This window comes from Janthinobacterium sp. 17J80-10, from assembly GCF_004114795.1.
Classification (GTDB): domain Bacteria; phylum Pseudomonadota; class Gammaproteobacteria; order Burkholderiales; family Burkholderiaceae_D; genus Paucimonas.
This window is the reverse complement of sequence record NZ_CP035311.1, coordinates 3,828,266-3,849,089: the sequence shown is the minus strand read 5'-3', so window position 1 is coordinate 3,849,089 and position 20,824 is coordinate 3,828,266. Positions and strand designations below refer to the sequence as shown.

At 61.6% G+C, this 20,824-nt stretch carries 21 protein-coding genes and 1 riboswitch; of the genes, 14 read left to right on the top strand and 7 right to left on the bottom strand.

Translation table 11 applies throughout. From position 1 onward, the window contains the following. Positions 1-114: 114 nt before the first annotated feature. The 4 genes from dusB to ruvC are packed head-to-tail and all read left to right on the top strand — an operon-like array spanning position 115 to position 3,573. Entirely contained in the window at positions 115-1,131 is a 1,017-nt protein-coding gene (gene dusB / locus EKL02_RS17165; RefSeq protein WP_128903168.1) for a tRNA dihydrouridine synthase DusB, read from the top strand. Between the two features lie 31 nt (positions 1,132-1,162). After that, positions 1,163-1,396 carry a Fis family transcriptional regulator gene (locus EKL02_RS17160; RefSeq protein WP_128903167.1) on the top strand — a complete coding sequence of 78 codons (234 nt, stop codon included), beginning with the start codon at positions 1,163-1,165 and terminating at the stop codon, positions 1,394-1,396. Between the two features lie 27 nt (positions 1,397-1,423). Then, positions 1,424-2,989, top strand: coding sequence for a bifunctional phosphoribosylaminoimidazolecarboxamide formyltransferase/IMP cyclohydrolase (gene purH / locus EKL02_RS17155; protein WP_128903166.1), 1,566 nt, complete (start codon positions 1,424-1,426; stop codon positions 2,987-2,989). Positions 2,990-3,030: 41 nt separating this feature from the next. Beyond that, the gene (ruvC, locus tag EKL02_RS17150) at positions 3,031-3,573 is read left to right on the top strand and encodes a crossover junction endodeoxyribonuclease RuvC (protein ID WP_128903165.1); all 543 of its coding nucleotides are present in this window, start codon (positions 3,031-3,033) and stop codon (positions 3,571-3,573) included. 9 nt (positions 3,574-3,582) lie between these two features. Here the strand turns inward: ruvC and EKL02_RS17145 are convergent, their stop codons facing one another. Then, entirely contained in the window at positions 3,583-4,044 is a 462-nt protein-coding gene (locus EKL02_RS17145) for a hypothetical protein (RefSeq protein ID WP_128903164.1), read from the bottom strand. Between the two features lie 55 nt (positions 4,045-4,099). Between EKL02_RS17145 and ruvA the strand changes: the two genes are divergently transcribed. The 3 genes from ruvA (at position 4,100) to EKL02_RS17130 (ending at position 6,663) form a co-directional block, all read left to right on the top strand. Beyond that, positions 4,100-4,678, top strand: a complete 579-nt coding sequence (gene ruvA, locus EKL02_RS17140; RefSeq protein WP_128903163.1) for a Holliday junction branch migration protein RuvA — start codon at positions 4,100-4,102, stop codon at positions 4,676-4,678. A gap of 1 nt (position 4,679) precedes the next feature. Then, complete coding sequence (ruvB, locus tag EKL02_RS17135; protein ID WP_128903162.1) at positions 4,680-5,732, top strand: Holliday junction branch migration DNA helicase RuvB; 1,053 nt, start codon at positions 4,680-4,682, stop codon at positions 5,730-5,732. A gap of 88 nt (positions 5,733-5,820) precedes the next feature. Continuing rightward, positions 5,821-6,663, top strand: coding sequence for a 4-oxalocrotonate decarboxylase (locus EKL02_RS17130; RefSeq protein ID WP_206732419.1), 843 nt, complete (start codon positions 5,821-5,823; stop codon positions 6,661-6,663). Between the two features lie 5 nt (positions 6,664-6,668). On the opposite strand, the gene EKL02_RS17125 is transcribed toward EKL02_RS17130, so the two are convergent. From EKL02_RS17125 to EKL02_RS17115, 3 genes are all read right to left on the bottom strand, one after another. After that, complete coding sequence (locus tag EKL02_RS17125; protein WP_128903161.1) at positions 6,669-7,112, bottom strand: DUF2147 domain-containing protein; 444 nt, start codon at positions 7,110-7,112, stop codon at positions 6,669-6,671. Between the two features lie 74 nt (positions 7,113-7,186). Continuing rightward, on the bottom strand, positions 7,187-8,014 hold the full coding sequence (locus EKL02_RS17120) for a class I SAM-dependent methyltransferase (protein ID WP_128903160.1): 828 nt from the start codon (positions 8,012-8,014) through the stop codon (positions 7,187-7,189). A gap of 72 nt (positions 8,015-8,086) precedes the next feature. Continuing rightward, positions 8,087-10,891 carry a valine--tRNA ligase gene (locus EKL02_RS17115; protein ID WP_128903159.1) on the bottom strand — a complete coding sequence of 935 codons (2,805 nt, stop codon included), beginning with the start codon at positions 10,889-10,891 and terminating at the stop codon, positions 8,087-8,089. A 92-nt stretch (positions 10,892-10,983) separates the two neighbouring features. Next, positions 10,984-11,105, top strand: a riboswitch (TPP riboswitch). A gap of 89 nt (positions 11,106-11,194) precedes the next feature. On the opposite strand from EKL02_RS17115, the gene thiC reads away from it, so the two are divergent. From thiC to EKL02_RS17080, 7 genes are all read left to right on the top strand, one after another. Beyond that, positions 11,195-13,108 (top strand): phosphomethylpyrimidine synthase ThiC, encoded by a 1,914-nt coding sequence (thiC, locus tag EKL02_RS17110; protein WP_128903158.1) that lies wholly within the window; start codon positions 11,195-11,197, stop codon positions 13,106-13,108. 11 nt (positions 13,109-13,119) lie between these two features. Then, positions 13,120-13,320: a sulfur carrier protein ThiS gene (gene thiS, locus EKL02_RS17105; protein WP_128903157.1), complete on the top strand. Its 201-nt coding sequence runs from the start codon at positions 13,120-13,122 to the stop codon at positions 13,318-13,320. Between the two features lie 38 nt (positions 13,321-13,358). Then, entirely contained in the window at positions 13,359-14,168 is an 810-nt protein-coding gene (locus EKL02_RS17100; protein ID WP_128903156.1) for a thiazole synthase, read from the top strand. Continuing rightward, positions 14,165-14,959, top strand: coding sequence for a hydroxymethylpyrimidine/phosphomethylpyrimidine kinase (locus tag EKL02_RS17095; RefSeq protein ID WP_128903155.1), 795 nt, complete (start codon positions 14,165-14,167; stop codon positions 14,957-14,959). The genes EKL02_RS17100 and EKL02_RS17095 overlap by 4 nt, the downstream gene beginning before the upstream one ends. After that, positions 14,959-15,570 carry a thiamine phosphate synthase gene (gene thiE / locus EKL02_RS17090; RefSeq protein ID WP_128903570.1) on the top strand — a complete coding sequence of 204 codons (612 nt, stop codon included), beginning with the start codon at positions 14,959-14,961 and terminating at the stop codon, positions 15,568-15,570. The genes EKL02_RS17095 and thiE overlap by 1 nt, the downstream gene beginning before the upstream one ends. Before the next feature lie 26 nt (positions 15,571-15,596). Next, positions 15,597-16,139 (top strand): isochorismatase family protein, encoded by a 543-nt coding sequence (locus EKL02_RS17085; protein ID WP_128903154.1) that lies wholly within the window; start codon positions 15,597-15,599, stop codon positions 16,137-16,139. Positions 16,140-16,268: 129 nt separating this feature from the next. Continuing rightward, positions 16,269-18,554: a UvrD-helicase domain-containing protein gene (locus tag EKL02_RS17080; protein ID WP_128903153.1), complete on the top strand. Its 2,286-nt coding sequence runs from the start codon at positions 16,269-16,271 to the stop codon at positions 18,552-18,554. A 33-nt stretch (positions 18,555-18,587) separates the two neighbouring features. Here EKL02_RS17080 and EKL02_RS17075 read toward each other — a convergent pair whose 3' ends face one another. Genes EKL02_RS17075 through EKL02_RS17065 form a run of 3 tightly spaced genes read right to left on the bottom strand, consistent with a single transcriptional unit; the run spans position 18,588 to position 20,748 of the window. Beyond that, positions 18,588-19,367: a BPSS1780 family membrane protein gene (locus EKL02_RS17075; protein ID WP_128903152.1), complete on the bottom strand. Its 780-nt coding sequence runs from the start codon at positions 19,365-19,367 to the stop codon at positions 18,588-18,590. Between the two features lies 1 nt (position 19,368). Then, entirely contained in the window at positions 19,369-20,325 is a 957-nt protein-coding gene (locus tag EKL02_RS17070; protein WP_128903151.1) for a homoserine kinase, read from the bottom strand. A 9-nt stretch (positions 20,326-20,334) separates the two neighbouring features. Further along, on the bottom strand, positions 20,335-20,748 hold the full coding sequence (locus EKL02_RS17065) for a DUF2782 domain-containing protein (RefSeq protein WP_128903150.1): 414 nt from the start codon (positions 20,746-20,748) through the stop codon (positions 20,335-20,337). Positions 20,749-20,824 lie beyond the last annotated feature (76 nt).

Sequence of the window (20,824 nt, the reverse complement as noted above, 5' to 3'; positions counted from 1 at the left end):
GGGGCCGGGAAAGGCAGGGCGGCGTTGCAAGTTTGGGCGCCGATGCCGAAAGCAAGCGGAAAGCCGGCGTTTTGAGGATAAAATAGCGGATTCCCCTTCGCCCATCCCCCTGTCGTGAACATCGGCCCTTATTCATTGCGCAACAATGTCTTTGTCGCCCCCATGGCGGGGGTGACCGACCGGCCATTCCGGCAATTGTGCAAAGAGCTGGGGGCCGGCTATGCGGTTTCCGAGATGGCAGCGTCCAACCCGCGCCTGTGGCAATCCGAGAAAAGCGCGCGCCGCACCAACCATGATGGCGAAATGGAGCCCAAGGCGGTGCAGATCGCCGGCGCCGACCCGGCCATGCTGGCCGAGTGCGCCCGCCACAATGTCGCGCGCGGCGCCCAGATCATCGATATCAACATGGGCTGCCCGGTCAAGAAGGTGTGCAACAACTGGTGCGGCTCGGCGCTGTTGCAGGACGAGCAACTGGTGCGCGACATCCTGCAGGCGGTTGTCGGCGCGGTCGATGTGCCCGTGACCCTGAAATTTCGTACCGGCTGGGACCGTGCCAACAAGAATGCCCTGACGATTGCCCGCATGGCCGAAGACAGCGGCATCGCCATGCTGACGCTGCATGGCCGCACGCGCGCCGACGGCTACAGCGGCGAGGCGGAGTACGAGACGATTGCCGCCGTCAAGGCGGCCGTGGCCATTCCCGTGGTGGCCAATGGCGATATCGATACGCCGGAAAAGGCGAAATACGTGCTGGACGCAACCGGTGCCGACGCCGTGATGATTGGCCGCGCGGCACAGGGGCGGCCGTGGATTTTTCGTGAAATCGCCCATTACCTGCAGACCGGCGCCTATCTGCCGGCGCCGACGGTGGCTGAAGCGCGGCGGGTGATGGCCGAGCACCTGCAGGCGCACTATGCGTTTTATGGCGACTACCTGGGCGTGCGCACGGCGCGCAAGCACATCGGCTGGTATGTGCGCGAGCTGCCGGGAGGGGAAGAATTCCGCCGCCGCATGAACCTGCTGGACCAGTGCCCCGACCAGCTCGCGGCGCTGGATGCATTTTTTGAGCAGCAATTGGGGTATGGCGAGCGGTTACAATATGGCCTGGCTGCCGACCGGCTTGTCGCTTGAGCGGCGGTGGCGAATTTTCGATCTGTACATAATGAGCAAAGATAATATACAAGACGTCGTCAGGAAAAGCCTGGAGAAATATTTCAAGGACCTGGGCGAACAGCAACCGACGAACGTCTATGAGATGGTGGTATTCACCGTTGAAAAACCCGTTCTTGAGGCGGTGATGGCGCGCGCCGAGGGCAACCAGTCGCAGGCGGCCGAAATGCTGGGCATTAACCGCAATACGCTGCGCAAGAAGTTGCAGCAGCACGGCCTGCTTTAAAAATTTCCAATCCATTGAAGTGCAATCATGATCAAACAAGCTCTCCTCTCCGTCTCCGACAAGACTGGTGTCCTCGAATTTGCGCGTGAACTCTCGGCCATGGGCGTCAAGCTCCTGTCCACCGGCGGCACGGCCAAGCTCCTGGCCGACAATGGCCTGGCTGTCACCGAAGTGGCCGATTACACGGGTTTCCCGGAAATGCTGGATGGCCGCGTCAAGACCCTGCACCCCAAGGTGCATGGCGGCATCCTGGCGCGCCGCGATTTCCCGGAACACCAGGCGGCACTCGCCCAGCACGGCATACCGACCATCGACATGGTGGTGGTCAACCTGTACCCGTTCCAGCAAACCGTGGCGAAAGACCAGTGCACGCTGGAAGACGCCATCGAGAATATCGATATCGGCGGCCCGGCCATGCTGCGCTCCTCGGCCAAGAACCACAAGGACGTGGTGGTGATCTGCGACCCCGCCGACTACACCCGCGTGCTGGGCGAGCTGAAGGCTGGCGCCGGCGAAGTCAGCTATGAGACCAAGTTTGACCTGGCCAAGAAAGTCTTTGCCCATACCGCGGCATACGACGGCGCCATCACCAATTACTTCACGGCGCTCGGCGCCGACAAGGCGCACGCCACCCGTAGCCCTTATCCGGCGACGCTGAACCAGCAATTCCTGAAAGTGCAGGAAATGCGTTACGGTGAAAACCCGCACCAGTCCGCAGCCTTTTACCGCGACGCGCAGCCGGTGGCCGGCGCGCTGGCCAACTATGTCCAGTTGCAGGGCAAGGAACTGTCGTACAACAATATCGCCGATGCCGACGCGGCCTGGGAATGCGTGAAAACCTTCGACGCCACTGCCTGCGTGATCGTCAAGCATGCCAATCCCTGCGGCGTGGCCGTCGGCACCTTCCCGCTGGAAGCCTACAGCAAGGCGCTGCAAACCGACCCGACCTCGGCCTTTGGCGGCATCATTGCCTTCAATTGCGAACTCGACGGCTTTACCGCCGAAGCGATTGCCAAGCAGTTCGTCGAAGTGCTGATCGCGCCTTCGTTCAGCGCCGAGGCGAAGCACATTTTCGCCGCCAAGGCCAATGTGCGCCTGCTGGAAATCCCGCTCGGCAAGGGCATCAACCAGTATGACTTCAAGCGCGTCGGCGGCGGCTTGCTGGTGCAGTCGCCCGATGCCAAGAATGTCTTGCCGGCGGAATTGCGCGTGGTGAGCAAGAAGCAGCCGACCCCGCAGCAATTGCAAGACCTGATGTTCGCCTGGCGCGTGGCCAAGTTCGTCAAGTCGAATGCCATCGTCTTCTGCGGCAATGGCATGACGCTGGGCGTTGGCGCCGGCCAGATGAGCCGCATCGATTCCGCCCGCATCGCCTCGATCAAGGCGCACAATGCCAACCTGTCGCTGGTGGGTTCGGCGGTGGCGTCGGATGCGTTCTTCCCGTTCCGCGACGGCCTCGATGTGGTGGTCGATGCGGGTGCGACCTGCGTCATCCATCCGGGCGGCTCCATGCGCGACCAGGAAGTCATCGACGCAGCAGATGAGCGCGGCGTGGTGATGCTGTATACCGGCACCCGCCATTTCCGTCACTGATCGAGGCAGGGTTCGCCCCGGCGCGCGCCGGGGCAGGCAATATGAAAATTCTCGGCATCGACCCTGGCTTGCGGATCACCGGTTTCGGCGTGATCCACAAGCAGGGCAACAAGCTTACCTACATCGCCTCCGGCACCATCCGGACGCCGGATGCCGACTTGCCGCAGCGCCTGAAAACCATTCTCGCCAGCCTGGGTGAAGTGGTGCAGACCTATCGCCCCGACTGCGCGGCGATCGAGAAAGTCTTCGTCAACGTCAATCCGCAATCGACGCTCCTGCTCGGGCAGGCGCGTGGCGCTGCCATTTGCGCGCTGGTGGCGGCCGACCTGCTGGTGGCGGAATACACCGCGCTGCAAGTCAAGAAGGCCGTGGTCGGGCATGGCAAGGCGCAGAAGGTGCAGGTGCAGGATATGGTGCAGCGCCTGCTGCAATTGCCGGGCGCGCCCGGACCCGATGCCGCCGATGCGCTCGGCGTGGCGATCTGCCATGCCAATAACAGCGATGTGCTGGAGGTGCTTGGCGGCTTGGCGCCGGCGCTGGCCAGGCGCGGCTTGCGGGTGCGTGGCGGACGCCTGGTCGGCTGACGCAGGAAACTAGTTTTCCTGTTCTGCGCGACGTGCAGCGACTTCGAAACAATTATTCCAGTAAGCATCCTCGCCATGCAGGAATGCCCAGATGCTTGCCGCGAGGTAGACCACCGGAAAGGCAAAGCCCCAGTGCGCCGCTTGCCTGACATGGGCCAGTTCATGGGTAAGGATGCGCGCGGTAAGGCCTTGTCGCTGTGCGATGACGATATGGCCGATCGCCATGGCGCACATGGCGCCGAAAGGATGGCCTTCCAGCATGCGGTCGGCCAGCGGGCCGCGCACCAGCAGCGCCGGGGTCGGGCGCATGACCACGTCGATCCGGCCGCGCAGCAATAAAGTCGGCAGCATCAGCAGCAAGGCGCCCAGCAGCGTCAGTGGCAAGGCCCACAGAATCCCCAGCAAGATACCGATTCTCGCAGGTAACATTTGCCAGTGCCGGTGCGGCGTGGAATGGGCGGAAATGCGCATGGGACTGACTCGTTGTCCTGTATGATGGATGCAATTTACTGCAAAATAGAGCGATATGATAGGCCGTCTTTCTGGAATCTTGCTTGAGAAAAATCCACCTCAGTTACTGATCGATTGTCATGGCGTCGGTTACGAAGTCGGCGTACCGATGAGCACCTTCTACAATTTGCCTGCCCTGGGCGAAAAAGTGGTGCTGCTGACCCACCTGGCCGTGCGTGAAGATGCGCACCTGCTGTATGGCTTTGCCAGTGCCGAGGAACGCAATGTTTTCAAGGAATTGATCAAGATTTCCGGCGTCGGCGCGCGCACCGCCCTGGCGATCCTGTCGGGCATGTCGGTCGCCGACCTGGTGCAGGCCATCACCCTGCAGGAATCCGGCCGCCTGACGCGGGTGCCGGGCATTGGCAAGAAAACGGCGGAGCGCCTGTTGCTGGAGTTAAAGGGCAAGCTGGGCGCCGACCTGGGCGCCGCCGGCGCGGCAGCGCAGGGCGATGCCGGCAGCGATATCATGAATGCCTTGCTGGCGCTGGGCTATTCGGAAAAAGAAGCCGTGCTGGCGCTGAAACAGGTTCCGGCCGGCACGGGCGTTTCCGAAGGCATCAAGCTGGCACTGAAAGCCTTGTCGAAGGGGTGACATGACGATCCAGACCGATAATTTCACGGAGCAACGCATCATTGCGGCGACGCCCGTCTCGCCCAACGAGGAAGCGCTCGAACGCGCCTTGCGGCCGAAGCACCTGGATGAATACGTCGGCCAGGAAAAAATCCGTGACCAGCTGGAAATCTTCATCAGTGCAGCACGGAAGCGCCGCGAAGCGCTCGACCACACCCTGCTGTTCGGCCCGCCCGGTTTGGGCAAGACCACGCTGGCGCACATCATTGCGCGTGAAATGGGCGTCAACCTGCGCCAGACCTCCGGCCCCGTGCTCGAACGCGCCGGCGACCTGGCGGCGCTGCTGACCAACCTTGAAGCCAACGATGTGCTGTTCATCGATGAAATTCACCGCCTGTCGCCTGTCGTCGAGGAAATCCTTTATCCGGCGCTGGAGGATTACCAGATCGATATCATGATCGGCGAAGGGCCGGCAGCGCGCTCGGTGCGGCTTGACCTGCAACCGTTCACCCTGGTGGGCGCCACCACTCGCGCGGGCATGCTGACCAATCCGCTGCGCGACCGTTTCGGCATCGTCGCGCGCCTGGAATTCTATACGCCCGAGCAACTCGCCCGCATCGTCAGCCGCAGTTCGGCCTTGCTGAACGCGCCCATCCAGGATGCCGGCGCACTTGAAATCGCCCGCCGCAGCCGCGGCACGCCGCGTATCGCCAACCGCTTGCTGCGCCGCGTGCGCGACTACGCCGAGGTCAAGGGCACAGGTGAAATTACCCAGGCAATGGCCGATGCCGCACTGAAAATGCTGGATGTCGATCCGGTCGGTTTCGACTTGATGGACCGCAAGCTGCTCGAAGCAGTCCTGTTCAAGTTCGGCGGCGGCCCGGTGGGTCTGGATAACCTGGCCGCAGCCATCGGCGAAGAGCGCGACACCATCGAGGATGTGCTGGAACCTTACCTGATCCAGCAAGGCTTTCTGCAGCGCACGCCGCGCGGGCGCATCGCGACCCCGGCCGCCTATGCGCACTTCGGCGCCACTGCGCCGCGCACCAATCCCAGCGGCGAACTCTGGGATTAATCAGGGCAGCCTGCAGGGGCTGGAATAAAATCGAATCCTTTGGGCGGGAACGAGTCCAATCCAGCACCCTTTCCAGGATGAGCATGCCATGTTGATGTCCACCCAGGCCAATCGCTACGCCCACCAGTTGCTCGAAGCGCGCAACCGCGGGCGGCTGTTGCCGCGCCTGTCGGCCCAGGCTGCCCTGTCGATCGACGATGCCTACGAGATTGCCAAGACCATTGCCGATATCCGCACTGCCCAGGGAGAAACCTGGGTTGGCCGCAAGGTCGGATTTGCCAATAGTAAATTTAACGAGCAGCATGGGCTGGCAAGCACGGAAGGCATGCCTTCGTGGTCGCCCCTGTTCGATGGCACGGTGCGCTACGTTGAAGACAATCACGGCATCCAGAGCCTGGACGGTGCCTTGCAGCCGCGCATCCAGCCTGAAATTGTGTTCAAGCTTGGCCGCACGCCGGAGCCGCACGCCAGCCTCGATGGCTTGGCCGATTGCATCGAATGGATGGCGCATGGACTGGAAATCGTGACCTGTCCCTATCCCGGATGGGATTTCGCCTTGCCCGATGCGATTGCCGCATTCGGCCTGCACGGCGCCTTGCTGATCGGCGAACCGAAATCGCTGTCCCAGGCGTCGCGCCATCACCTGGTGCAAGTGCTGGCAGATGCCAGCGTTTCCCTGTCGCGCAGCGATGCCGATGGTTATACCCTGTGCGCGGCAGGCTTTGGCAGCAGCGTGCTGGGCAGCCCGGTGTTTGCCCTGAAGCGCCTGCAGCGCTTGCTGGAAACCCAGCCGCAATCGCCGCCGCTGGCCGCCGGGGAAATCATCAGCACCGGCGCCTGGGCCGAAGCCTCGCCGGTGGTGCCGGGGCAAACCTGGATCACGGCATTTTCTGGCGTAAGCTTGCCGGGCCTTAATATTTCGTTTGTGTAAGTTTTTTATTCTTCCCGCAACCAGGTCTGGGAACGGCCAAACATGGGCATGCCAATATAGCCCCGGACATTGAGTTTCTTGCCGTCGTCCTGCAGCGACATCTTGCTTTTGTAAACCTTGCCGCTTTCCGTATCCAGGATTTGCCCGCCGGTATATTCGCTGCCGTCCAGGCGCATGCCGCTGATCACGGTCATGCCGATCTTGGGCTGGTCCCTGTTGCTGCCTTCGCATTTGTCGCATTTCGGGTTGGGGTCTTGTTCGGGCGTGCGGAACAATTTTTCGATCTTGCCGCGGAATTCGCCGCCACTTTCCGAAATGCGCACGAGGGCGCGCGGCTTGCCGGTTTCATCATCGATTGTTTTCCAGAGGCCCGCCGGCGAGGCTTGGGCCCAAGCTGCCAGGCAAGTGCCAAAGCCTGCTGCCAATAGCCAAAGCGAAGAGATTTTCATGCGTGTCTCCTGTTATTTTTCTACAGAAGCAGTGTAGCAAAAACAGCAGGCGGCGAACGCGCCGAATGCTTAACTTAAATCACCAGGTCTTCGTAAGGATCGGCCGGCTCGAAAACATAGACGGCATTGCCCATGACATCGGCGTTGAAAACGAAGGGGAGCATCAGCTTGGGAATCTTGTTGATGCCAAAATCGACGGCACGTTCGATGACGGAGATGCTTTCGCGGGCGCAGTAGCCATTGAGCGTGAACACGGTTTCCGGGCGCTCGACTGCCTGGAAGCGCGCGCCAAGCGCCTGGATTTTTCCCTGCAGGCTGCGGCCGTAATGGGCCACCATGTCGCTGCTGACCAGGTCGCAAATGACCTGATGGTCGGGAAAGCGCAGCTGGAACGCGGCAAGGGATTCCAGGATTTGTGCTTCGGACAGGTAGATATACACGCCTTCGACCACCACGGTCACCTGGCCTGCCGGCGCAATGGCCGCCAGCTTGTCCGCCAGGGCTTCGCTGGAAAAATCGATGGCAATCCGCTGCAGCGGGTTGGCACATTCCTGCACGGGCAAGCGCTCGTTTTTCCAGGCGACCACTTGCGGCTCGTCCAGCTCGAACCAGGTGCCGCCGGCCAGGCGATACGGGCGGCTGTCAAAGCCGGCGCCGATGGTGACGATGCAGCTGTCGGGATGCGTGCGCAGTTTTTCCTTCAGGAGTTCGTCGATGACGCGATGCCGCACCAGCATGCTGGCATTGCAATTCTCTTCATCCTTGAAGAGGTCGAAGATGCCCCGGCCATAGTCGCACATGAAGAGGCGGGCATAGCGGTCCGCGCAGACGGGGTGGGCGCTCGCCGCATCCTGCATGCGCACGCCACAACAATAAAACGCCAGGCTGGAAATCGGTTTCATGGCAAGTCCTCGCCTTTCGATGCCATTCTGCCCCCTGTCGTTTTAGTGTGTGGCGTAGCGTGCTGCGCTTGCTTATTGCAGCTTGACTAATTGCTCCCGCACTTTTTCCAGGGTCGCACTGAAATTGAGCAGGCGTTCCTTTTCCTGGGCGACCACTTGTGCGGGTGCGCGTGCAACAAAGCTTTCATTGCCAAGTTTTGCATTGACCTTGGCAATCTCGCCTTCCAGGCGCGTGACTTCCTTAGACAGCCTTTCACGCTCTGCGGTGACATCGATTTCCACTTTCAGCATCAATTTAATCTCGCCGACGATGGAGACGGGCGCAGGCGATTGCGGCAGGCTATCGACGACCTGGACTTCCGATAGCTTGGCCAGGGCTTGCAGGTAAGGCGCAAAGGCTTGGGCTTGCGCCTGGTCGCCGCTGGTTTCGATAATCAGCGGCACGCGCAGGGCCGGCGACAATTGCATTTCGCCACGCAAGTTGCGGCAGGCATCGGTGAGCGACTTCAATTGCGCCATCCAGGCTTCGGCCGTTTCATCCAGTTTTTCCGGATTGGCCAGCGGATAGGGCTGGCGCATGATGGATTCGCCAGCCGCATCCAGCGTGCGGCCAGTCATCGGCGCAACCGTTTGCCACAGTTGCTCGGTGATGAACGGGATCACCGGGTGCGCCAGGCGCAGGATGGTTTCCAGCACGCGCAAGAGCGTGCGGCGGGTGGCGCGCTGCTGGGCTTCGGTGCCATTCTGGATTTGCACTTTGGCTACTTCCAGGTACCAGTCGCAATATTCATCCCAGATGAACTTGTAAATGGCCGAGGCAATATTATCGAAGCGGTAATCGGCAAAGCCTTTTTCCACTTCGGTTTCAACGCGCTGCAGGAGCGAAACGATCCAGCGGTCGGCTTGGGAGAAATCGCGCGCGCCCTCATGGCAGGTGGCAGGATCGAAACCGCAATCCTTGCCTTCGGTATTCATCAGCACGAAGCGGGTGGCATTCCACAGCTTGTTGCAGAAGTTGCGGTAGCCTTCGCAGCGGTTCAGGTCGAAGTTGATGTTGCGGCCCAGCGAGGCATAGCTGGCCATGGTGAAGCGCAGGGCATCCGTGCCATACGCCTGGATGCCGGCAGGGAATTCCTTGCGGGTCGCCTTTTCAATCTTGGATGCATCCTTCGGGTTCATCAGGCCGGTGGTGCGCTTGCCGACCAGCTTGTCCAGTTCGATGCCATCGATCAGATCGATCGGGTCCAGCGTATTGCCCTTGGACTTGGACATTTTCTGGCCGGCGGCGTCGCGCACCAGGCCATGCACGTATACGGTCTCGAAGGGGACCTGGCCGGTGAAGTGCGTGGTCATCATGACCATGCGCGCCACCCAGAAGAAAATGATGTCAAAGCCCGTCACCAGCACGGACGATGGCAAAAACATCTTGTAGTCCGGGGTTTCTTCCGGCCAGCCCAGCGAAGAGAAGGGCACCAGCGCCGAGGAGAACCAGGTGTCGAGCACATCCTCGTCGCGACGCACAGTCTTGCCACCGGCCTGGGCTTTCGCCTCTTCCTCGTTGCGGGCGACGTAGATCTTGCCGTCGTCGTCGTACCAGGCGGGAATCTGGTGGCCCCACCAGAGCTGGCGCGAGATGCACCAGTCCTGGATATTGTTCAGCCACTGGTTGTAGGTGGTGGTCCAGTTTTCCGGGATGAACTTGACCGAGCCATCGGCGACTTTTTCCAGCGCCACTTCGGCGATCGACTTGCCGGGGAAGTGCGTGCCTTCCGGCGCGGCCTTGCTCATGGCGACGAACCACTGGTCGGTCAGCATCGGCTCGATCACGACGCCCGTGCGGTCGCCGCGCGGCACCATCAGCTTGTGCGGCTTGACTGCTTCCAATAGTCCTTGCGCCTCGAGGTCGGCGACAATTTGCTTGCGCGCCTCGAAGCGGTCCAGGCCCTGGTATTTTTCCGGGCCGTTTTCATTGATCTTGGCGTCGAGCGTAAAGATATTGATTTGCCCGAGGTTATGGCGCTGACCGACGGCGTAATCGTTGAAGTCATGCGCCGGCGTGATCTTGACGCAACCGGTGCCGAATTCCTTGTCGACATATTCATCGGCAATGATGGGGATCTGGCGGCCGGTCAGCGGCAGCTCCAGCAACTTGCCAAGCAGATGGGCATAACGCTCATCGGTCGGGTCGACCGCAACGGCAACGTCGCCCAGCAGGGTTTCCGGGCGGGTGGTGGCCACCGTGAGTGCGCCGGAACCATCAACGAGCGGATAGCGGATATGCCACATCGAGCCGTCTTCTTCTTCCGACACCACTTCGAGATCGGAAACGGCCGTGTGCAGTTTCGGGTCCCAGTTGACCAGGCGCTTGCCGCGGTAAATCAGGCCTTGCTCGTACAGGCGCACGAAGACTTCGGTCACCGCCTTGGACATTTTGGCGTCCATGGTGAAGTATTCGCGGCTCCAGTCGGTCGAGGCGCCCATGCGGCGCATCTGGCCGGTGATGGTCGAGCCGGAATGCTCTTTCCATTCCCAGACTTTTTCGAGGAATTTTTCGCGCCCCAGATCATGGCGCGTGACTTTCTGCGCATCGAGCTGGCGCTCGACCACGATTTGCGTGGCGATGCCGGCATGGTCGGTGCCGGGGATCCAGGCAGTGTTGTGGCCGCGCATGCGGTAATAGCGCGTCAGGCCATCCATGATGGTCTGGTTGAAGGCATGGCCCATGTGCAGGGTGCCGGTCACATTGGGCGGCGGCAACTGAATGCTGAAGGCAGGCTTGCCGGCGTCCGTGGTGGCGGTGTAGTAGCCGCGCTGTTCCCATTCGGCACGCCAGTGCTTTTCGATTTCGGCGGGCTCGAAAGATTTGGCTAATTCCATGATTTGAAGTGTCTTTTGCGAAACCTAACATTATAAGGGACGCGTCACCGAATGGCCGCGAGCGGAGTATAATTCCCGCAGACCGTGCAATCGGTCGATGCTAGGGGTCCTGGCTTGCCGCAGTGTTCAAGTGCTCGTACTGCGCGGCCGGGTGAGACATACCCTCGAACCTGATCTGGATAATGCCAGCGAAGGGAAGCAGCTGGAAGGTATTGTTTTTTTACCACATTCCACCTTTCCTTCGCGATTTGATTAATTTGCGGGGCAGCATGCTGCCCCGTCCCTGCAAGAGCGAAGGAAGACATGAACGCCAATCCCCAATTCCTGGCTGCTACCGCCACGGTCGACGAGGCCGCCATCCAGCCCTTGCCGAATTCGCGCAAGATTTACGTTGCGGGCTCGCGCCCGGATATCCGCGTGCCGATGCGCGAAATCAGCCAGAGCGATACGCCGGCATCGATGGGCGCGGAAAAAAACCCGCCCATCTTCGTCTATGACACTTCCGGCCCGTACAGCGATCCGGCAGCGAAAATCGATATCCGTTCCGGTCTGGAAGCCTTGCGCGCCGGCTGGATTGCCGAGCGTGACGATACCGAGGAATTGTCCGGCCCCAGCTCGGCCTACGGCATCGAGCGCCTGAACGATGCGAAACTGGCCGAGTTGCGCTTCAACCTGCACCGCAAGCCGCGCCGCGCCAAGGCCGGCAAGAACGTGTCGCAAATGCACTATGCGCGCCAGGGCATCGTCACGCCCGAGATGGAATATGTCGCCATCCGCGAAAACATGCAGCGCCGCGAATACCTGGAAAACCTGAAGACGTCCGGTCCGCTGGGTGCCAAGCTGGCCGACCTGATGGGCCGCCAGCATCCGGGGCAGAATTTCGGCGCCGCCATTCCGGCTGAAATCACGCCGGAATTCGTGCGCGAGGAAGTCGCGCGCGGCCGCGCCATCATCCCGATGAATATCAATCACCCGGAAATCGAGCCGATGATTATCGGCCGCAACTTCCTGGTGAAGATCAATGCCAATATCGGCAACTCGGCGGTGACCTCGTCGATCGGCGAAGAGGTCGAGAAAATGACCTGGGCGATCCGCTGGGGCGGCGATACCGTGATGGACCTGTCCACCGGCAAGCACATCCACGAAACCCGCGAATGGATCATCCGCAATTCGCCCGTGCCGATCGGCACCGTGCCGATTTACCAGGCGCTGGAAAAGGTCAATGGCAAGGCCGAAGATCTGACCTGGGAAATCTTCCGCGACACCTTGATCGAGCAAGCCGAGCAGGGCGTCGATTACTTCACCATCCATGCCGGTGTACGCCTGCAATACGTGCCGCTGACGGCCAAGCGCATGACCGGCATCGTCTCGCGCGGCGGTTCGATCATGGCCAAGTGGTGCCTGGCGCACCACAAGGAATCCTTCCTGTACACGCACTTCGAAGACATCTGCGAAATCATGAAGGCGTATGACGTGTCCTTCTCGCTGGGCGATGGCTTGCGTCCGGGTTCCATCTACGACGCCAACGATGAAGCGCAGCTGGGCGAACTGAAGACCCTGGGCGAGCTGACCCAGATCGCCTGGAAGCACGACGTGCAAGTGATGATCGAAGGCCCGGGCCACGTGCCGATGCACTTGATCAAGGAAAACATGGACCTGCAGCTGGAACAGTGCCACGAAGCGCCGTTCTATACGCTGGGGCCCTTGACCACCGATATCGCGCCGGGCTACGACCACATCACGTCCGGCATCGGCGCGGCCATGATCGGCTGGTACGGCACGGCGATGCTGTGCTATGTCACGCCGAAAGAGCACCTGGGCTTGCCGAACAAGGCGGACGTCAAGGAAGGCATCATCACGTATAAACTCGCAGCGCATGCGGCCGATCTCGCCAAGGGCCATCCCGGCGCGCAGATCCGCGACAATGCCTTGTCGAAAGCGCGTTTTGAGTTCCGCTGGGAAGACCAGTTCAACATCGGTCTGGACCCGGACAAGGCGCGTGAATTCCATGACGAGACCCTGCCCAAGGATTCGGCCAAGGTGGCGCATTTCTGTTCCATGTGCGGCCCGCACTTCTGCTCCATGAAGATTACCCAGGATGTGCGCGATTACGCCGCCGCCCAGGGGATCTCGGACGAGCAGGCGCTGCAGAAAGGCATGGAAGTCAAGGCAGTGGAATTCGTCAAGAACGGCGCCGAGATCTACCGCAAGCAGTAAGTGGTGCGCGCATGGAAATCGAACTGAACGGCGCGCCGCATGCGCTCGCCGACAACCAGAACGTGCAGGACTTGATCGCCGCCCTCGACCTGGTCAACAAGTCGCTGGCGGTGGCGGTCAACCGCCAGATCGTGCCGCGCCAGTCGTGGGGCGAGCGCATGCTTGCGCCCGGCGACCGCGTCGATATCGTGCGCGCCATCGGCGGCGGATGAATGGACTGCAGTACACGCTGTACTAAAGGAAAACAGACATGAATGCAATTGACCGTAGCGCCCTCCAGGAAGACTCGGGCCTGACCATTGCCGGCAAGACCTATCGTTCGCGCCTGCTGGTGGGCAGCGGCAAATACCGCGATTTGCCGGAAACCCGGGCAGCCACGGTGGCCAGCGGCGCCGACATCATTACCGTGGCGATTCGCCGCGTCAACATCGGCCAGGACCCCAACGCCCCCAGCCTGCTGGACGTGGTGCCGCCCTCGGAATTCACCATCCTGCCCAATTCGGCGGGCTGCTACAACGCCGAAGATGCCATCTATACCCTGCAACTGGCGCGCGAATTGTTAAATGGTCACAAGCTGGTCAAGCTGGAAGTGCTGGGCGATGAAAAAAGCCTCTTCCCCAACATGCCGGAAACCCTGAAAGCCGCGGAAATCCTCGTCAAGGATGGTTTTGACGTGATGGTGTATTGCAGCGACGATCCGATTCAGGCGAAAATGCTGGAAGAAATCGGCTGCGCCGCCGTCATGCCGCTGGCGTCATTGATCGGCTCGGGCATGGGCATCCTGAATCCCTGGAACCTGTCACTGATCATCGAGCGTGCTAAAGTGCCCGTGCTGGTGGATGCCGGCGTTGGCACGGCGTCGGATGCGGCCATCGCGATGGAACTCGGTTGCGACGGCGTGCTGATGAATACGGCGATTGCCGGCGCGCGCGACCCCATCCGCATGGCGCATGCGATGCGCCTGGCGGTCGAAGCCGGCCGCGCCGCGTACCTGGCGGGCCGCATACCGAAAAAATTTGTCGCAGCACCCTCCTCACCCATGGAAGGACGTCCCCTATGATTCGCCCCAGCGTGTTGGTGTTCTCCGGTTCAGATCCGAGCGGCGGCGCCGGCATGCAGGCTGACGTCCAGGCCATTGCCGCGCTCGGCGCGCACCCGCTGTCGGTGGTGACATCGCTGACGGTGCAGGACAACGACCGCGTGTATGCGGTGCATCCGGTGCCTGCCGCCTTGCTGATGCAGCAGGCGCAGGTACTGATGGAAAAAATCGAGGTGGCTGCCATCAAGATCGGCATCGTCGGCAACCGTGCCAATGCCGAGGCGATTGCCGCCATCGTGCAGCAGTTGCGGCAATCCCGCCCCGATTTGCCGGTGGTGCTGGACCCGGTGCTGGCCAGCGGCCACGGCGATGCGCTGGCGCTGGAAGATGCGGTCGGCACGCTGGCGCCGCTGATGGCGCTGGCGACCCTGGTCACGCCCAACCTGCCGGAAGCCACCGTCCTCTCCGGCGGCGACCGCCGCACCGATTCGCAAGCCGATGCGCTGCTGGCGCAGGGTTGCCAGCACGTGTTCATCAAGGGCGGCCATGCGCATGACGACAAGGTCGTCAACCGCTGGTTTACGGCCGGCGAGTTCCGTTCATGGGCCTGGCCGCGCCTGCCGGGCGCTTTCCATGGCAGCGGCTGCACGCTGGCTTCGGCGATTGCCGCATTGCTGGCGAATGGCAAGTCCATGGCCGATGCCATCGAAGATGGCCAGGCCTACTGCCACCAGGCCCTGGAACACGCGTATGCGATCGCCGACGGCCAAATGATTCCCAGCCGGCCGCGGCCTTATATGAAAGCGGCATGATGAAGGGTTTGTATCTCGTCACCCCGGATTGGGACGACACGCAAAAACTGCTGGAGATTACCGAGCTGGCCCTGAAAGGCGGCGCGGCACTGGTGCAATACCGCCACAAGACGGCGAATGCCGGCTTGCGCCGCGAACAGGCGGAGTGCCTGCTGGCCCTGTGCCGCACGTACGGCCGGCCCCTGGTCATCAATGATTTCGTCGATCTGTGCCTGGCCCTCGATGCCGATGGCGTGCATGTCGGCGGCACCGATGCGGCGGTGGCCGAAGTGCGCGCTGCGCTCGGGCCCGGCAAGATCGTCGGCGCTTCCTGTTACGGCGACCTGCAACTGGCGCACAAGGCCCATGCCGCCGGCGCCAGCTACGTCGCCTTTGGCGGATTTTACCCGTCGCGCGTGAAGAAATATCCGGTGACCACGACGCCGTCCATCATTGGCCTGTCTCAGGCCGACATTGCCTTGCCGGTGGTTGTCATCGGCGGCATGACGGTCGAGAATGCCACGCCGCTTGTGGCGGCTGGCGCCGACATGGTGGCCGCGATCAGCAGCGTCTATCTGGCCGCCGACCCTCAGGCCGTGGCGCGCCGTTTCGCCGGCTTGTTTGCGGCATAGCCTTGCCTGCTTTCCACTAGCCTGCCATGCTGATCGACGCGCATCGTTCGCTGCTGCTGTTGATTGACTTGCAGGAACGGCTGGCCCCAGCCATCGACCAGATGGAACAGGTCGCGCAACATAACCTGTGGTTGCTGCGGCTGGCGCAGCGATTGTCTGTGCCGGTCGCCGCAACCGTTCAGTATCCTGCCGGCTTGGGCGCCATGCTGCCCGAGCTTGCCGCCCATGTCGCTCCTTGCAACATCGTGGAAAAAATCCATTTTTCCGCCGTGGCGGATGGCTGCTTGCCGCAACTGGCGGATTTTTCCCGGCCCCAGATCATCCTGACCGGCACGGAAGCGCATGTGTGCGTCTTGCAGACTGCGCTGGATCTGCTGTCGGCTGGCAAGGAGGTTTTTGTCGTGGCCGATGCGGTCGGGTCCCGTCGCGCGGAAAACCGCTTGCTGGCGCTGGAACGGCTGCGCCAGGAAGGGTGCCGCATCGTGTCGCGCGAAATGGTGGCCTACGAATGGCTGCACCGCGCAGGCACCGAATTGTTTCGCGAAATCAATCGCACATTTCTCCGCTGACGAAGGCCGCGCGTATTGCGTGAGCAAGCGGCAACTTGACGATGGTAAATATCGGTTGCAGATGATGTTTCGCTTGCAATGCGGTGGGGGAAGCCGCCGCCATCATCCCTGCAGGACTATAATCTCGGGATGCAAAATCTTCTCCACAACCTCAATCCCGAGCAACTCGCCGCCGTTACCCTGCCAGCCCAATCGGCAATGATCCTGGCGGGGGCCGGTTCCGGCAAGACGCGCGTGCTGACGACCCGCATCGCCTGGCTGATCCAGACCGGCCAAGTGGCGCCGAATGGCATCCTGGCGGTGACATTTACCAACAAGGCCGCCAAGGAAATGCAGGCGCGCCTGTCGGCCATGTTGCCGATCAATACACGCGGCATGTGGATCGGCACATTCCACGGCTTGTGCAACCGCCTGCTGCGCGCGCATTACCGCGATGCTGCCTTGCCGCAGACCTTCCAGATTCTCGATTCGCAAGACCAGTTGTCGGCCATCAAGCGTTTGCTCAAGGCAAACAATATCGATGATGAGAAATATCCGCCGCGCAATCTGATGTATTTCATCAATAGCGCCAAGGACCAGGGCTTGCGTGCGCACGAAGTCGATGCCTATGACGATTTCAACCGCAAGTTGGTGCAGTTGTATGAACTGTATGACCAGCAGTGCCAGCGCGAAGGGGTCGTGGATTTTGCCGAACTGCTGTTGCGCACCTATGAATTGCTTTCCCGTAACCAGCCGTTGCGCGAGCATTACCAGGCCCGCTTTTCGCATATCCTGGTCGATGAATTCCAGGATACCAACGACCTGCAATACAAGTGGCTGAAGCTGTTGGCCGGCAAGCATGGCGCGGTGTTTGCGGTGGGCGACGATGACCAGAGCATCTACGCCTTCCGCGGCGCCAATGTCGGCAACATGATGGCGTTCGAGCGCGACTTCCAGGTGCAAAACCTGATCAAGCTGGAACAGAATTACCGCTCGCACGGGCATATCCTGGATTGCGCCAATACCCTGATTGCCAATAACAGCAAGCGGCTAGGCAAGAACCTGCGCACCGACGCCGGCCATGGCGAGCAATTGCGAGTGCAGGAAGCGTCCAGCGACTTGCAGGAAGCGCAATGGATCATCGAGGAAGCCAAGAGCCTGATCGCCGAGGGCGCCGCGCGCAGCGAAATCGCCGTGCTGTACCGCTCCAACGCGCAGTCGCGCGTGATCGAGCATGCGCTGTTTTCCGCCAACATTCCCTATCGCGTGTATGGCGGCCAGCGCTTTTTCGAACGCGCCGAAGTCAAGCATGCCATCGCCTACCTGCAGCTGATGGATAACCCGCACAACGACTCGGCCTTCCTGCGCGTGGTGAATTTTCCCACGCGCGGCATTGGCGCGCGTTCCATCGAGCAATTGCAGGATGCGGCGCGCCAGTACAACATTTCGCTGTACGCGGCAGTGCCCTATGTTTCCGGCAAGGCCGGCACCTCGCTGGGCGCGTTCGTCAAGCTTATCGAGGGCGCGCGCTTCGAGACGCAAAACCTGCCGCTGCAGGAAATGGTGCAGGTGGTGCTCGACATGAGCGGCTTGCTGCAGCATTACCAGAACGAGAAGGAAGGCGCCGACCGCATCGAAAACCTCGAGCAGCTGGTCAGCGCCGCCATGCTGTTCGTGTCCGAGGAAGGCTTCGGCATCGACACGCCTGCGCAGGCCGGTCCCAAGGCCCAGGCCGTCGCGGGCGCGGCCATCACCACGGCCGGGGGCGTGGAAATCATCGATGCCGACGCAGCCCTGTCGACCATCATGTCGCCGCTGTCGGCATTCCTGTCACATGCGTCGCTCGAAGCCGGCGACAACCAGGCGCAGGCCGGCCAGGATGCCTTGCAGCTCATGACGGTGCATTCGGCCAAGGGGCTGGAATTCGATGCGGTGTTCATCACCGGGCTGGAAGAGGGCTTGTTCCCGCACGAGAATTCGCAGCAGGAGCAGGGCGGGCTGGAAGAGGAGCGGCGGCTGATGTATGTGGCGATTACGCGCGCCAAAAAACGCCTGTACCTGAGCTTTTCGCAAACCCGCATGCTGCATGGCCAGACCCGCTACAACATGAAGTCGCGCTTTTTCGACGAGTTGCCGGACGCCTGCCTGAAGTGGCTGTCGCCGCGCGTGCAGCAGCATCACTGGTCTGCGCATACGAACAGGGCGGCTTGGGTCGATGCGCCGCAGGCCGGCGCCAATGCCATCGCGCAGAAGATCGGCAACAGGGATATCGGCTGGAAGATCGGCGAGACGGTGTCGCACCACCGGTTCGGCGAGGGCGTGATCGTCAATATCGAGGGCGGCGGCAGCCCGCGCGCGCACATCAATTTCGGCCGCCACGGCATGAAGCTGCTGGACCTGGGCGTGGCGAAGCTGGAGAAAGTCGCGCGCGCCTGAACGGGTTGCGTCGCGCCGGAGGTGCTGCCGGGTTTATGCCGGCGGCGCTTCGGGCGGCGCATAGGGGCGCCCGAAAAATTCCGTATAGGTTGCGTAAAACGAGCAATACATGACCACCGTCAGCACGATCGACAGCGGCATCAGCACGAACAGGCCGAGCATCTGGCTGCCGATGAGTGCCAGGATGGCGCTGGCGATGGTCGGCAGGATAATGCCGAGGAAAAACCAGGCCAGTGCATACACCAGGAAGGCCTTGCCGGCCTTCTTGACTGTAAAAAAGCTGTAAAACACGGCTTTTGCCAGGCTCATGTCTTTCCAGGCGATCAGCGGCGCGGCAAACCAGAACGCCATGGCCGCAGGGGTATACACCGCCGCGGAGAACAGCATGCCCAACGGCATGGCAGACTCGCGCACTTCGGGCGCATCGAGTTTCATCTTGCCATTCATGACGTTCCAGAACACGCCGCCGTCGACCAGTTGTGAGGCGGCCACGGCCAGCACGGCGGCCAGCAGATAGAGCGTTCCCAGCAGCAGCAGCGCCCGGAACGCCGGCGAGCGAAAGCCGGTCAGCAGGAGGCTGGGGTAGACGCGCTGGCCTTGTTCGACCTGCACGCAGGCCTGCATGAAGCTCATGGCAAAGACCGGCACCAGCAGCAGCGGCAGCATGGCGCCGATCAGCGGGATCAGGTTTAGCGCCAGCATCAGGAACATGTAGCTGATGAAGAGCGTGGAAAGTTCGGCGGGCTGGCGGCGGAACAAGGCAATGCCTTGCTTGACCCAGGCCCAGCCGGTGGATGCAGGCACGTTATCCATGTCAGAACAGTGTGGGAATGTCGCCGCTGATGCGCTCGCGCAGGATGCGTTCGAAGTGGGTCGGGTCGTGCGGCGTCAGCATGTGGGCGTCACGCGGCAGATAATAGTCGTACAGGCGCGACAGCCAGAAGCGCAAGGCGCCGGCGCGCAGCATGCCTTGCCAGGCAACCTGCTCGTCCCCGGTAAACGGCCGCACGGCGTGGTAGGCGTCGAGCAGGGCGCGTACCCTTGCTGTATCCAGCACGCCCGTGGCGAGGTCGATGCACCAGTCGTTGACCGTGACGGCGACATCGAACAGCCAGGTATCGCAGCCGGCAAAATAAAAATCGAAGAAGCCGGTCAGGCGCTCGCCTTCGAACATGACATTGTCGCGGAACAGGTCGGCATGGACCGGCCCGCGCTGCAGGTGCCTGTAGGTGGCAGAGCCGAAAAAGGCTTCCTGGAAGTGCATTTCGGCCCGCAGCAAATGCTGGCCGGCGTCCGACAGATACGGCAGGACGGTGGGCGTGGTGGCATTCCACCAGTCCAGGCTGCGCAGGTTGGGCTGGGCCATGGCAAAGTCCTGGCCGGCCAGGTGCATCTTCGCCAGCATCGCGCCCACTGCGGCACAGTGCGCAGGCTGCGGCGCCAGTTGGCAGGCGCCCTGCAGGCGGGTCACGATCGAGGCCGGCTTGCCATGCAGGCTGTGCAGGATGGCGCCGTCATGGTTGGCGACCGGCGCCGGCACCAGGACGTCATGCTGGGCCAGATGGCGCATCAGGTTCAGGTAAAACGGCAATTGCTCGAACGTCAGCTTTTCAAACACGGTCAGGACGTATTCGCCGGTTTCCGTGGTGAGGAAGAAATTGCTGTTTTCAATGCCGGTGGAAATGCCCTTGATTGCCAGCGCTTTGCCGAGCGGGAACTGGGTCATCCATGCGGTGAGATCGTCCAGGCTGACGGGAGTAAAAACTGCCATGAGTCGGTTCTATTTTTTTTCCGGGGCGGGCTGCAATGTCGGTGTCGGCTCAACCGGCTCTTTCTGGAGCTTCCTTTTGCCGCTCATGTCAAATTGCATCACTTCAACTTGTGCCGGCTTGGCGGCAATGCTCTGGCCATCGCCACGCTGGGCATTGCCCGGTTCGTCGGCCGGCTGGACACGGTAGGTGCTCTTGCCGGTCTTGACCTTGACTTCGGTGCGCTTGCCGCCCGGGGCGCGTTTTTCAGTGACCGTGCTTTTTTCGCTCGGCGGCGTGATGGTGACGGCGGGCGCTGCGCCTTCTTCCAGTTTTTCCATGCGCGGCGGCGGCGGTGCATCGGCGCGTTGCTGGGCAAGTGCGGGCAGGCTTGCCGCGGCGGTCAGCCACAGGCCGACCAGGAGGTGAGAACGAATCTGGCGCATAGAATTCTTCGGTCGCATGAGCGACATCCAGGTTGCTGAATAAATTGCCAATGGCGCTTCGCCGGCGCGGGCGGAT